The sequence below is a fragment of the Chryseobacterium sp. SNU WT5 genome (assembly GCF_007362475.1).
In the GTDB taxonomy this organism is placed as follows: domain Bacteria; phylum Bacteroidota; class Bacteroidia; order Flavobacteriales; family Weeksellaceae; genus Kaistella.
Window position 1 is genome coordinate 1,633,798 of record NZ_CP041687.1, and the last position, 14,207, is coordinate 1,648,004.

Below are 14,207 nucleotides of genomic sequence, written 5' to 3' on the forward strand. Positions count from 1 at the left end.
TTAAATTCATGAAAAATAAAATTATCCTTCTTTCCTTCTCTGTTTTGTCGGTTTTGTCCTGCAAAAAAGAAGATCAAAGACCTCCGCAAGGACCAAAAGCTGTTGGAACTGTTGCCATCGAGACTAGAAATGTTGTCGGATACTCTACGTTTCCGGCGAGCATTGAAGGTCGTGTAAATAATGATGTGCGTGCCAAAATGCAAGGTTACATTACCGAAGTGTTGGTTGATGAAGGACAGTATGTTTCAAAAGGACAACCGCTATTTCGTTTGGAGACCAATTCTTTAAGCCAGTCAGCGAATGCTGCGAAAGCTGGAGTTGGAGCAGCGCGTTCCAATGTTGCCGCTTCCGATGCGAATGTGAAAGCAGCGCAATCTGCCGTAAGTGCAGCGCAAGTAGAAGTAAATAAATTGAAACCTTTAGTAGAGAAAAATATTATCAGCAATGTTCAGTTGCAAACGGCACAGGCAAATCTTGCTAGAGCACAAGCACAAGTTGCCCAGGCACAAGCTGGAAAGCAACAAGCTTCGGCGGGAGTTGCACAGGCGCAGGCGAATTACCAAGGCGCTCAGGCAAATGTTGATTATTCTGTGATCCGCGCGCCAATATCTGGAGTGATTGGTAAAATCAATTTCCGAAACGGAAGTTTAGTTGGTCCTGGAGATCCTATGCCGATTTCAACGGTGTCTGATACCAGCGAATTGTACGTTTATTTTTCAATGAATGAAAAAGAATATTTAGACTTTCTGAAGACTGCAGAGGGAGCAACCGTTCCTGAAAAATTAAAGAATATGCCAGCCGTCGAATTAGTCTTGGCAAATGGAGATGTTTACGAAGAGAAAGGTTACGTGAAAGCGGTTACTGGCCAGATCGATGCTGCAACAGGGAGTATTCAGTTTAGAGTTGTTTTCCCAAATCCAAAAAAATTATTGAGCAACGGGAATAGTGGATCAGTTAGAATCCCGGTGACTTATGATAATGCTTTAGTAGTTCCAGAAAGTGCGACTATTGAACAGCAAGGTTTAGTCTATATCTATAAAGTAAAACAAGACACCGCAAAGAGTGCCGTCATTAAAGTAATCGATCGTGTGAACAATATGGTCGTAATTAAAGATGGTGCAGCAAAAGGAGAAATTGTAGTCGTGGAGGGAGTTGGAACTTTAAAAACAGGAACTCCTGTAAAACCTCAACCGAAAAAGTTTGACGATATTATTAATGCTATAAAACCGATTTTCTAAAAGATGGTTAAAAAATTTATAAACAGACCGGTTTTATCCACGGTAATTTCCATCATGATTGTTGTTTTGGGAATTCTGGGATTAATTTCTTTGCCGGTTACACAGTATCCTGATATTGCACCACCCACGGTGCGGATCTCTGCAAATTATACCGGAGCCAATGCGCAAACGGTAATGAATAGTGTTATTATTCCAATCGAAGAACAAGTGAATGGAGTAGAAGGAATGGATTATATTTCTTCTTCTGCTGGAAACAACGGTTCTGCTTCGATTCAGATTTTCTTTAAACAGGGAATTGATCCGGATATTGCTTCGGTGAATGTTCAAAATCAAGTTCAGCGGGCTATTCCACTTCTTCCTTCCGAGGTTACTAGATCTGGAGTTCAGGTAAGCAAACAACAAACCAGTGCTTTGATGTTCTTGAGTTTTTATACTGCAAATCCGAATTTAGATGAAGTTTGGTTGCAGAATTACTTGAACATTAATATTATCCCCGAACTAAAAAGGGTAAATGGTGTTGGTGATGCCCAGGTTTTTGGAGGCAAAAATTACTCCATGCGAATTTGGTTAGATCCAGCGAAAATGGCAGCTTACGGTTTAGAGCCTACTGAAGTTTCCGCCGCAATAAACGAACAGTCAAGAGAAGCCGCCGCCGGAGCTTTAGGTGAAAACAGCGGGAGTTCTTTCCAGTATATTATTACTTATAAAGGAAAATATAATGAAGTAGATCAATTTGAAAATATTATTTTGCGGGCACTCGGTAATGGAGAATATCTCCGTTTAAAAGATGTTGCAGAAATTAAATTAGATTCACAATCTTATGCAGGAATTGGTGAAAGTAATGGGAATCGCTCCATCAGTATGGGGATTTTCCAAACTCCCGGTTCCAACGCACAGGAAATTATCACCAATATAAAGACTTTATTAAAGGAAACCGAAAAAACGTTACCTGAAGGAATTGGCTATAACATTAACTTCGATACCAATGAATTCTTAGATGCTTCCATTTCTAAAGTAGTAACTACTTTATTAGAAGCATTCGTTTTGGTATTCTTGGTAGTATTCTTATTCCTACAAGATTTTAGATCAACCTTAATTCCAGCGATTGCCGTTCCGGTTTCGATTATTGGAACCTTTTTCTTTCTGAATATGTTCGGTTACTCAATTAACTTATTGACTCTTTTCGCTTTGGTTCTCGCCATTGGAATTGTGGTTGATGATGCGATTGTAGTCGTAGAAGCTGTTCACGCAAAAATGGAAAGCGGGATTACTGATGCCAAAAAAGCGACGATCGAAGCGATGGATGAAATTACAGGTGCGATTATTTCGATCACCTTAGTAATGGCTGCGGTATTTATTCCCGTAACGTTCCTAACAGGACCAACTGGAGTTTTCTACCAACAGTTCGGAATCACTTTAATTATTGCGATTTTAATTTCCGCTGTAAATGCATTAACGCTAAGTCCCGTACTTTGTGCCATGTTTCTAAAACCTCCTGCGCATCATTCAAAGGAATACGCGAGCATGAATTTTATGCAAAAGTTCTTTGCTAAGTTCAATGCAGGTTTTAATGCAGGAACGAAAAAGTATGGACAATCATTTAGTTTTTTATTAAGACATAAATGGATGAGTTTATTGGTCATCTTTGCAGCTGGAGCAGTTACTTTTTGGTGGGCAAGTTCTACCATGCCTACAGGATTTATTCCGAAAGAAGACCGTGGGATTTTATTTACCGATGTACAGCTTCCACCAGGAGCTTCTCTGGAAAGGACCTATAATGTTTTGTCTGATCTTCAAAAGGAAGCTCGGAAAATTCCAGGAGTACAAAATGTAACCTATACTGCAAGTCGTGGATTTATGTCGGGTTCTGGATCGAATGTTGGCCAAGCTTTTATTAAGCTGAAACCTTTTGATGAACGTGGTAAAGCAGACGGGCAAAGTATTGATGAGATTACCGGAAAGTTATTTGGAATCACTGGTAAATATCCTGACGCGAAGATCATTTTCTTCTCGCCACCAAGTGTACCTGGTTTTGGGAGCAGTGATGGATTCTCAACTGTTTTATTGGATAAATCAGGCGGAGATATTTCAGAATTAAATAAAGTGACACAAAGTTTCGTTGGTGCTTTGATGCAAAGACCGGAGATTCAGTTTGCCTCAACTTCATTTAATACCAATTATCCGCAGTATCAAATGGTCGTTAACACGCCCCGAGCAAAAGAAAGCGGAGTGTCTTTAAATAGTATATTGAGTACCATGCAAGGGTATATTGGGGGAATTTATTCTTCAGATTTTACGAAATATGGGAAGCAGTTTCGGGTGATGATTCAAGCTTTACCGGATGATAGAAAATCTCCCGAAAGTTTAAATTCGATTTTTGTGAAAACAGCTTCTGGAGCGATGGCGCCAATATCGCAGTTTGTTACCTTGGAAAAAAGTTTCGGGCCACAATCATTAGAGAGATATAACTTGTTTACTTCAGTTGGAATCAACGGTTCCAGTAATCTTGGTTTCTCAACGGGAGATGCCATTAAAGCAGTACAGGAAGTTGCAGCCGAAAACTTACCAGCTAATTATGATGTTGAGTTTACGGGATTAACAAAAGAAGAAATGAAAGCTGGATCACAGACTTATATCGTCTTCTTATTAAGTTTTCTTTTCGTTTACTTTATTCTGGCTGCTCAATATGAAAGTTACTTATTGCCTTTCTCGGTGATCTTTTCTCTTCCTTTGGGAGTGATCGGAGCATTTTTCGGTCAGCGGATATTTGGGTTAGAGAATAATATTTACTTCCAAATTGCAATTATTATGTTGATTGGATTACTCGCAAAGAATGCGATTTTGATTGTGGAGTTCGCGGTTCAACGGCGCCATCATGGGGAATCAATTGCAATGTCGGCCATTAATGCTGCCAAAGCAAGGTTGCGTCCGATTTTGATGACCTCATTTGCCTTTATTTTTGGAATGATTCCATTGGTTTTTGCAACAGGAATTGGGTCTGTAGGAAACCGCTCGATTGCCACAGGTGCAGCTTCTGGATTACTAATAGGAACGGTATTCGGTCTTATTGCAATTCCGGTGTTATTTGTAATATTCCAATACCTACAGGAGAAAGTAGTGCCTTTAAAAGAAAAGGAAATTAATCTATCTGAATAATTGAAAGTCCAAAACTTTTATGAAAATTAAAAAAATGAATAAATATTTCAATATAAAAATACTTTCAGTTCTTTTTTCAGCTTTTGTTTTGACGTCTTGTATGACGCGCGAAAAGTATGAAAGACCAAGTGAAGTGATTAACGAAGATCTTTTCCGCACAGATTTACTGCCGAAAGATTCAACGAGTATGGCAACTGTTTCGTGGAGAGAAATTTTCACTGATCCAGTTTTGCAAAAACATATTAGCACGGCTTTAGAAAATAATTTAGATGTAAGAGTTGCTTTGCAAAATATTAGTGCGGCGGATTCTTATTTAAAGCAAAGTAAAGCAGCTTATTTACCAACCCTTTCTGTTGGTCCAAATTATACCTTTCAGACACAGTCTTTAAATACGCAGTCTGGCCAGTTAGTAGGACAAAGAAAGTATGGAAATCAAGTTGATGTTTCTGCAAATGTTGGTTGGGAAGTTGATATTTGGGGAAAATTAAAAGCCCAGCAAAAAGCGGAGTTAGCTAATTATTTAGGAACTGTTTCTGCCCATCAAGCTGTGAAAAGCGATTTGGTAGCGTCAGTTGCATCGGCTTATTATCAGCTTTTGACTTTTGATGATCAGAAGAAAATCATTAACGAAACCATCGCTTTAAGAAATAAAAATCTTGAAACCACCCAAGCTTTAAAAGATGCAGGAACGGTTACGGAAGTTGCAGTTCAGCAAAGTCAGGCGCTTGTTTTCAATGCAGAATCAATGCTGATTAGTATTGATGTGCAGATTGCCTTACTCGAAAATACCATCAGTCTTTTAATGGGCGAACCTTCCCATGCTATTGAGCGTACAACGATTGATGCTCAGAAAATGCCAGTTAGTATAGCCTTAGGTTATCCTGCAAATTTATTAGAAAACCGTCCTGATGTAAAAGCTGCAGAATATCGTTTGATAAATGCTTTTGAACTGACGAATGCTGCCAAAGCTAATTTCTATCCGACGTTAAGATTGACGGGAAGTGGAGGAATCTCTTCAGGAGATATCGATCAACTGTTCAGTGCAAGTTCACTTTTTGCGAATGTTGTCGGAGGTTTAGCCCAACCGATTTTGAATAAAAGACAAATTAAAACGCAATACGAAGTAAGTTTAGCGAACAAAGAAATCGCTTATCTGAACTTCAGAAGATCAGTATTAACAGCAGGAAGAGAAGTTTCTGATGCTTTAAAGATTTATCAATCGCAAGATGGTTTCATTAATCTGAAAAAGAAAGAAATGAATGCCTATAAAAACTCTGTAGACTATTCGCAGGAATTGGTAAACTACGGTTTAGCGAACTATCTTGAGGTCATCAACGCGAGTGTTAACCAGTTGAATGCTGAACTGAATATTTCAAATGCCGAATATTCTAAACTTGATGCTGGAATTGAATTGTATCGCGCTCTTGGTGGTGGATGGAGATAATAAAAGCATCTTCGAATATATCATAAAAAAATCTCTTTCAATTTATTGGAAGAGATTTTTTTTGCTAAGTGAAACGCCTTTGCAACCGTAATTTTTATGCAGTAATAGAAATAAAATCTTTGCGACTTCGCGTTAAAAATATTCGTCCATTCTAGGTAATTATTTACAGCCAAATTTATTTCAGATATTTAAAGAATTCCCACATCACAATTCCACCACAAACCGAAACGTTCAAAGAGTGCTTCGTTCCCAACTGTGGAATTTCCAGGAATTTATCATAAAACGGAAGTGCTTCGTCGCTCAATCCATCAACTTCATTTCCTAAAACCAAAGCATATTTTTCATCTTTATTAATGGGATAATCAGTCATGATTTCGGAACTTGTTGTTTGTTCGATTCCAATAATTTTAAAGTTTTCCTTTTTTAAATTTTGAAGCGCTTCTGAGATAGCTTTTTCATAAACCCAATCCACACTTTCCGTCGCTCCAAGAGCGGCTTTGTGAATTTCACGATGTGGCGGTTGCGGAGTAATGCCACACAAAATCACTTTCTCAATTAAAAATGCATCTGCCGTTCTGAAAATCGCACCTACATTATGCATGCTTCGAACATTATCTAAGACTACAACAAGCGGCGTTTTTTTGGTTTCTTTAAAGGTTTCGATATCTATTCTCCCTAATTCTTCGAGTTTCAGTTTCTTTGTGGATGACATTTTCGTATTTTTGGCAAAATTAAGGTTTTAAAATCTTAATTTTTTAGTTCAATAATTATTAAAATCCATTCCGTGGCAAAAGAAAAGAAAGAAACTCCTTTAATGACGCAATACAATACCATCAAGGCGAAATACCCTGATGCGCTTTTGCTGTTTCGAGTAGGAGATTTCTACGAAACTTTCGGAACGGACGCGATTCGAACGTCGCAGATTTTAGGAATCGTTTTGACCAAAAGAGCCAACGGTGAAGGTCATATCGAACTTGCCGGCTTTCCACATCATTCCGTGGATACTTATTTGCCAAAACTCGTGAGAGCGGGACTTCGTGTTGCAATCTGTGATCAGTTAGAAGATCCAAAAGGAGTGAAAGGAATTGTAAAACGTGGCGTTACAGAACTGGTAACTCCTGGCGTCACCTTCAATGAACAGGTTTTAACTTCTAAGAAAAATAACTTTCTACTTTCTATTCATAAAGCAAAGGAGAAGTACGGAATCGCTTTAGTCGATGTTTCTACTGGGGAATTTCTAACTTCGGAAGGAAATCTGGAACAGCTGCTTCATATCGTTGGAACTTTTGATCCAAGCGAAATTATTTATCAGCGAACAACTGAACTTCCTTCTCAATTGAAGAACCGCAATTCTTTTAAATTAGAAGATTGGGCTTTTCAATACAATTATGCCTACGAAAAACTCACCAATCATTTCAAAACCAATTCATTAAAAGGTTTTGGAATTGAGGATTTGAATTTAGGAATTACAGCAGCCGGAGCTATCTTTGCTTATTTAGTTGAAGATACGCATCATGCACTTTTACAGCATATTACGAAAATAAAATTGATTCCGAAAGATGATTATCTGATGATGGATCATTTTACGTTGCGAAATTTAGAAATCGTTTATTCAAGTCATTCGCAAGGGAAATCATTACTCGATATTATTGATAAAACTTCTACGCCAATGGGCGGAAGATTGTTAAGAAGAAGATTGATTTTGCCTTTAAAATCGGTCAACGAAATCAACAGAAGATTAGATCTCATTGAGTTTTTTAATAAAGAAGAAAATCTGAAATATGAGATTTTACAGTTATTAAAATCGATTTCAGATTTGGACCGTTTGATGGGAAAACTGGCAGCGGAAAAAATTTCACCGAAAGAACTTGGTTATCTTCGTCAGAGTTTGATTAACATTAGAAATATTAAAGAATTACTTCACGCTCATGATGAGGTTTTGGCTTGGTTGTCACCTTTAATTCCTTTAGATGAACTCATTGAATATTTAATTAATTATTTGAATGATGAACTTCCCGTTAATATTTCAAAAGGAAATGTAATTAAAACCAGTATTTCAGAAGAACTCGATCATTTGCGCGGACTTCAAAGCAAAGGGAAAAATTTTTTGGATGAAATGTGCGATCGTGAAGTAAAACGCACCGGAATCACAAGTTTAAAAATCAGTTTCAACAATGTTTTCGGTTATTTTATTGAAGTAAGAAATTCTCATAAAGATAAAGTTCCAGAAGATTGGATTCGCAAGCAAACCCTCGTGAATGCCGAACGATACATCACCGAAGAACTCAAAGAATACGAAGAACAAATTCTGGGAGCCGAAGAAAAGATTTCAAAAATTGAACATTTGCTTTACCGAAAGGTTTGTGAAAATGTAATGATTTACATTGATCAGATTCAGGAGAATTCTAAGATCATTGCAGAATTGGATTGCGGTGTCGGTTTATCTGAACTTGCCGTTTCTGAATCTTATACAAAACCAGTTTTAAATGAAGGTTTTGAAATTGATTTAAAAGAAGCACGCCATCCGATCATTGAAAACGCTTTGCCATTGGGTGAAAAATACATTCCAAATGATTTGTTTTTGTCTAAAGATTCCCAACAGATTATTATGGTTACCGGTCCGAATATGGCGGGTAAATCTGCGATTCTGAGACAAACCGCTATCATTTGTCTAATGGCTCAAATAGGAAGTTTCGTGCCAGCAAAACATGCAGAGATCGGAGTTTTAGATAAAATATTTACCAGAGTTGGAGCAACCGATAATATTTCTTCCGGCGAATCAACGTTCATGGTTGAGATGAATGAAGCTGCAAATATTCTCAATAATATTTCTGAACGAAGTTTAATTCTTTTAGATGAAATCGGACGTGGAACGTCTACTTATGACGGAGTTTCCATAGCCTGGGCTATTGCGGAATATCTACATCAACATCCGACGCAGGCGAAAACATTATTTGCCACGCATTATCACGAACTCAACGAAATGACGGTGAATTTTGAAAGAATTAAAAACTTCCATGTTTCAATACAAGAACATAAAAAGAGTATTATTTTTTTACGAAAATTAGTTCCTGGCGGAAGTGAACATAGTTTCGGGATTCACGTTGCAAAGTTGGCGGGAATGCCTTCAAAAGTGGTCAGCCGAGCGAATGAAGTTTTGAAAACTTTAGAAAAAAGCCGTTCACACAGCGGATCCAAAGATTCCGCAAAAGCCATTACTGATGAGAGTTTACAACTTTCTTTCTTCCAGCTAGATGATCCTGTTTTAGAAAATATTCGGGAAGAATTGTTGAAGATCGATATCAATACTTTAACGCCGATTGAAGCGTTGATGAAGTTGAATTCGATTAAGAAGATGATTGGAAAGTAATATCGGGAAATGAAATTTAATCTCAAATATTTTTTAATTACCATTCTGCTTTTCATTGTAGAAGTTTTAATCGCAACTACTTTTAAAGATCTGTTTTTTGTTCGTGCCTATCTTGGTGATGTAATTGTCGTAGTTCTTATTTACTATTTTATGCTCGCATTTTTCGATCTTAAAAATAAAACAAAACTCATAGTAGGAATTTTTATTTTCTCGGTAATAGTAGAAGTTTTGCAGTATTTTAAAATCGCAGATGTTTTAAACTTAAAACCAGGAAGTATAGCCGCGGTTGTAGTTGGAAACAGTTTCAGTTGGATTGATATTCTGTGTTACGCCGTTGGATGTGTAATTCTATATTTGGTGGAATTAAAATCTTCGATTATTGGCAGACCAACTTAATTGGCTGTTTAAAATTCATCCGTACGTTTTTACCTTTTAAAGTAGCAGGTTGCCATTTCTCTGTAATTGATTTTACGATTCTTATCCCTTCTTTGTTCAAACTTCCATTGGCTCCAATCGCTTTGATATTACTTAGGGTTCCGTCTTTTTCTACAATGAATTCGATCATGGTTCTTTGTATGTCTTGGTCTTGGCAATCAATTAGTCCAGAATTAAATTTGGAGTAAACCAGTTTGGTAAAAGCGTCATTTCCCCCTGGAAAATTTGCACCTTTCAAGTCTTGTTCGAAGGTTTCACTTTTATCAGTCAAAGTAGGTGTAGCGACAGTCTGCCCAAAAAGCACTATTCCAACTAAACAAAAAAAGAGAAGAATTATGTTTTTCATCATCAACAAGTTTTAAATTGGTATTTTATAAAAAGGTTAATTGAGAAAATGACTTTAAAATCAATTCTCAGTCAAAAGTCAGATTTAAAGGAAGTCGAAATCGGTATCTTACAACTTCATTATTAATTTTCGCCGGAATCCATTTTGTTTTTATTTTGGAGATGGCGCGTATCGCTTCTTTGTTAAAACTATCATTTGTTCCAGTTGCTTTTATATTACTTATGGAACCATCACGTTCAATTACGAAGCCGAGTTCACAAAATTCTTTTCCTTGACCTTTCACCTTTTTTTCTCTAAAATTATCTACAATTAATTGACGAAACTTTGTAGCTCCACCTTCGGGAAATTCCGCTATTTGTTCTGTAATAAGGTAAGTTTCTTTTGTTTTTTCTTGTGAAAAGATAAATCCAGACATGAGAATCGCACCAATAAAATATAGTTTCTTCATGGTTTAATATATTGTTTTATTTCATCCAAAATTTTTAAAATAAAATCTAACGGTAAATCTTCATTTTCATCAAGGAGAAGAATTTTAAATTTTTTCCTGCCTTCCGAAATGAGTTCGGGATAATCTAAACGATCGCCGTGATAGAAGCTCAGGTAGTGCTTTTGGTGCTTTTTACTATAATAAAAATAGCAGAGCATTTTCTTTTTATATTTAATGAAAGGCAAACCAAAACTTAATGTTTCGGTGATGTTTTCTGGATCACTTTCCAATATTTTTTTTCGCAGAAATAAAAGAGTGCTTTGCTGCGGTTCTTCAATTTTGAAAAAGTATTCCTGTATGGGGTTCACTATCCAAAATTTTGCAGATCTACCAACTTTCTGTAAGTTCCATTCTTATCAAATAAATCTTGATGCGTTCCCTGTTCAACAACAAGTCCACGTTCCATAACGACAATCCAGTCTGCTTTTTGAATAGTTGAAAGTCGGTGTGCAATGACAAGAGAAGTTCTGTTTTCCATCATTTTTTCTAAAGCATCCTGTACAAATCTTTCAGACTCTGTATCTAATGCAGAGGTTGCTTCATCCAGGATCATAATCGGTGGATTCTTTAAAACGGCCCTCGCGATAGAAACTCTTTGTTTTTGTCCGCCAGAGAGTTTGTTTCCATCATCACCGATATTGGTGTAATATTTTTCCGGAAGATGATCGATGAATTCATGAGCATTGGCAATTTTTGCTGCAGCTATTACTTCATCTTCTGTAGCATCAGGTTTCCCCATCAAAATATTATTAAAAACCGAATCATTAAATAAAACGGATTCCTGAGTTACCATTCCCAAAAGGTGTCGGTAATCGGATACTTTCAAATTCTTAACATTTTCTCCGTCCACTAAGATCTCGCCTTCAGAAACATCGTAAAATCGTGCAAGTAAATTGGCAACGGTTGTTTTGCCGGAACCTGACTGTCCCACCAAGGCTATTGTCTTTCCTTTAGGAATGGTGAGATTAAAGTTCTTTAAAATCACATTATCTTTATCATAAAAAAATCCAATTTTGTTGAATTCTATTTGATTTTTTAAAGTGGAAATGGGAATAGGATTTTCAATTTCGTCCACTTTTAGATCGTAATCCAAAACTTCTGAAACACGGTCTAAACTCGCCATACCTCCCTGAATATTAGAAACAGCATTCGCTAGCTTTTTTGCTGGATCCAGGATCTGGAAAAACATGGCAATGAATACCAAGAATGTTTCCGGTTCCATAGTCTGTTCATTTAGGATTTGAACCCCTGCAAACCAAGTGATAATTAGAATGGTAACCGAACCTAAAAACTCACTCATTGGCGAGGCCAGCTCTCTTCTACGACTCATTCCAATCGCATATTTTTGCCAGTTGTCGGTAGTTGTATTAAATCTATTTTTTAGGATCTTGTCTGCATTGAAGATTTTGATGACTTTCGAAGACTTTAAGGTCTCATCAACCAAAGAGAATAAATTTCCTAATTCTTCCTGCGCTGCGGTAGCTTGTTTTTTTAAACTTTTACCCACCCATGAAATCAACCAACCCATGATTGGAAAAACCAATAAAGAAAATAAAGTTAATTTTGGGGAAAGAATGAAGAGCGTAACTAAGGAAGTGATAATCATAAAAGGAGAGTTGATCACATCCACCAGACTTCCCATAATGCCGCCTTCTACGCCGCCGATATCATTAGAGATTCTAGACATCATATCTCCTTTTCTCTTTTCAGTGAAAAATGAAACTGGCAATTTTAGAAACTTATCGTACATGGCAGTTCTCAGATCTTTAGTGATTCCAACCCGATAATTAACCAAAAGATAAGCGCCTAAATATCGAAATGCATTTCTGAGTAAAAATGCCAAAGCAGTTACCCCACAAAGAAATGCCAACACCTTTACAGCACCATTTTGATCTATTTGCATTTGAATACTGTAATATGCCCAATCTTTAGCATAGCTAAAAAAATCGACCAATTTCCCGGAATTAACGGGTGCTGTGGTCGTGTCAACTTTCTCTACGGTGCCAAACATTAAACCCAAAATAGGTAACATGGTAGCCACAGAGAAAATGTTAAGAAGAGAGTACATGATATTGCAAAACATGCTGGCAAAAAGATATTTCTGATGCGGTTTTGCGAAAAAGAGTATTCTTTGGAATGGTTTCATTGACGGAGATTAAGGTGCGAAAATACGGAATTTTGAATTGCTCGGTTTGTTAATTGAAATTTACCTGATCAGTATAGATCGGAGCGAAAGTTTTTGGATTCAGCCTTTCTACAGTTTTTCCAAAGTTATTAATGATTTGCGTTAAGTTATCAAAATCTACAACGCTTAGGTCATCGTTAAGCTGGTGGTAGTGTTTTGCTTTCGTCATATCAACAGTTGAAAATGAATGTGCAATTATTTTCTTCTTCACAAAAACCACGTTATCTGAGCGATAAAAAAGTTTTTGTCGCTTATATGGATCTTCATTGATCTTTAAATTGTTGGCTGCGTTCTGGTTGATCAGTTCGTCTAGATCAGAAAATTCGTCACCAGTCATGTACATTGCATTAGGTCCGAACTGTGATACTGTGGCAACCATCTCAAAATTAAATAAAGCGCTTATGTTTTTATAATAGTTCTGTAATTGGGGAATTTCAGCAATCGCTTTTGAACCCTTCATTCCTTTTTCTTCACCATTGAAAGCCATAAAAACCATTGAAAACTCTGATTTTTTTTCTTTAAAATAATCAGCTAACCCAATAATCGCTGTTACTCCGCTGGCATTATCATCTGCCCCGTTATACACATGATCCCCTGGTTTGTCAGTGGTTCCGATATGATCGAAATGAGCGGAGAATGCCAGTGTTTTTTCAGTGTTTCCTTTCTTAATGCCGCAGACATTGTAAACCACCTTCCCTTTGTATTCAAAAGGTACCAAATAGGAATCTCCTACACAATAATCCAAATTATTATCGCCGAATTTTTTCGCAATATACTGTGCTGCTGTGTCGTTTTCTGGTGTTCCTATTTCCCGGCCTTTCATACCATCAGAAGCTAAAGTTGATAGAACTTCGGTAACAGTTTCCTTAGAGATTTCTTGCGAGAATAATAGGGAGGAAATAAAAAATAGAATAAGGAAACAGAATTTTGACATAATCATTTATTTTAATTAAAGATAGAAATATAATTGAAAAATAAAAAAAACAGTTCCAAACGGAACTGTTTCACTCAAAAAAAATCGTTGTACGTTTAGCGGAGTCTGTCTACAGATTTTACGAGCTTTTCATCTTTCCTAATAAAAACATTGGCAATCAATAAAAAAATGATTGCAAAAAGTGGAAAGAGAGGCTCAATACCCTTCTCTGGAAAATCCATTCCTCCGGGTAAGGTGAGTATCCAATACGCCAATAAACCGAGCAACAAAGCGTTTATAATAATGCTGATCTTATTCAGCAATAACTGTCTTTTACGGTCTTTGTAACTTAATATGCTTATAAATCCAAATAAAACCAGTATCACACAACAAACAGATATAAAAGGGACTGGTCCAAAAAGAGCAAAATCCTGACCGGTAATAAATAGAAATACCGCGCCTAAAATAGCCAAAAATATCCATACGGTCTGTATTCTCTGCAACATATTAATCAATTCTGTCCACAAAAATAACAATAATTTTTGCATAATTAAAAAAATAACGTAGATTTGCAATACAAATGACCAAATTAAGAAAAGTCGCCTGACTTAACTTTCTTATCTACAATTACTT

General features: G+C 36.7%; 12 protein-coding genes. 5 read left to right on the forward strand and 7 right to left on the reverse strand.

The window, feature by feature from the left end:
• The first annotated feature begins 8 nt into the window (after positions 1–8).
• Genes FNJ88_RS07850 through FNJ88_RS07860 form a run of 3 tightly spaced genes read left to right on the forward strand, consistent with a single transcriptional unit; the run spans position 9 to position 5,838 of the window.
• A complete protein-coding gene (locus tag FNJ88_RS07850; protein ID WP_143852651.1) occupies positions 9–1,238 on the forward strand; it encodes an efflux RND transporter periplasmic adaptor subunit in 1,230 nt (409 codons plus the stop codon).
• Between the two features lie 3 nt (positions 1,239–1,241).
• Positions 1,242–4,394 carry an efflux RND transporter permease subunit gene (locus FNJ88_RS07855; protein ID WP_143852652.1) on the forward strand — a complete coding sequence of 1,051 codons (3,153 nt, stop codon included), beginning with the start codon at positions 1,242–1,244 and terminating at the stop codon, positions 4,392–4,394.
• Between the two features lie 34 nt (positions 4,395–4,428).
• A complete protein-coding gene (locus tag FNJ88_RS07860; RefSeq protein ID WP_143852653.1) occupies positions 4,429–5,838 on the forward strand; it encodes an efflux transporter outer membrane subunit in 1,410 nt (469 codons plus the stop codon).
• A 175-nt stretch (positions 5,839–6,013) separates the two neighbouring features.
• Here the strand turns inward: FNJ88_RS07860 and FNJ88_RS07865 are convergent, their stop codons facing one another.
• Complete coding sequence (locus FNJ88_RS07865) at positions 6,014–6,550, reverse strand: RNA methyltransferase (protein ID WP_143852654.1); 537 nt, start codon at positions 6,548–6,550, stop codon at positions 6,014–6,016.
• Positions 6,551–6,622: 72 nt separating this feature from the next.
• On the opposite strand from FNJ88_RS07865, the gene mutS reads away from it, so the two are divergent.
• Together mutS and FNJ88_RS07875 are read left to right on the forward strand one after the other, a co-directional pair.
• Entirely contained in the window at positions 6,623–9,208 is a 2,586-nt protein-coding gene (mutS, locus tag FNJ88_RS07870; protein ID WP_143852655.1) for a DNA mismatch repair protein MutS, read from the forward strand.
• A gap of 9 nt (positions 9,209–9,217) precedes the next feature.
• Positions 9,218–9,604 carry a DUF2809 domain-containing protein gene (locus tag FNJ88_RS07875; protein ID WP_143852656.1) on the forward strand — a complete coding sequence of 129 codons (387 nt, stop codon included), beginning with the start codon at positions 9,218–9,220 and terminating at the stop codon, positions 9,602–9,604.
• Here the strand turns inward: FNJ88_RS07875 and FNJ88_RS07880 are convergent.
• From FNJ88_RS07880 to FNJ88_RS07905, 6 genes are all read right to left on the reverse strand, one after another.
• Positions 9,585–9,992 carry an energy transducer TonB gene (locus FNJ88_RS07880; protein ID WP_143852657.1) on the reverse strand — a complete coding sequence of 136 codons (408 nt, stop codon included), beginning with the start codon at positions 9,990–9,992 and terminating at the stop codon, positions 9,585–9,587. The genes FNJ88_RS07875 and FNJ88_RS07880 overlap by 20 nt on opposite strands.
• 64 nt (positions 9,993–10,056) lie before the next feature.
• Positions 10,057–10,437, reverse strand: coding sequence for an energy transducer TonB (locus FNJ88_RS07885; protein ID WP_143852658.1), 381 nt, complete (start codon positions 10,435–10,437; stop codon positions 10,057–10,059).
• Entirely contained in the window at positions 10,434–10,784 is a 351-nt protein-coding gene (locus FNJ88_RS07890; RefSeq protein WP_143852659.1) for a DUF1801 domain-containing protein, read from the reverse strand. Before FNJ88_RS07890 ends, FNJ88_RS07885 begins: the two co-directional genes overlap by 4 nt.
• Positions 10,784–12,622: an ABC transporter ATP-binding protein gene (locus tag FNJ88_RS07895; RefSeq protein WP_143852660.1), complete on the reverse strand. Its 1,839-nt coding sequence runs from the start codon at positions 12,620–12,622 to the stop codon at positions 10,784–10,786. Before FNJ88_RS07895 ends, FNJ88_RS07890 begins: the two co-directional genes overlap by 1 nt.
• A gap of 49 nt (positions 12,623–12,671) precedes the next feature.
• Complete coding sequence (locus FNJ88_RS07900; protein WP_143852661.1) at positions 12,672–13,595, reverse strand: M28 family metallopeptidase; 924 nt, start codon at positions 13,593–13,595, stop codon at positions 12,672–12,674.
• Between the two features lie 95 nt (positions 13,596–13,690).
• On the reverse strand, positions 13,691–14,080 hold the full coding sequence (locus FNJ88_RS07905) for a DUF4293 family protein (RefSeq protein WP_143853893.1): 390 nt from the start codon (positions 14,078–14,080) through the stop codon (positions 13,691–13,693).
• Between the last annotated feature and the right edge of the window lie 127 nt (positions 14,081–14,207).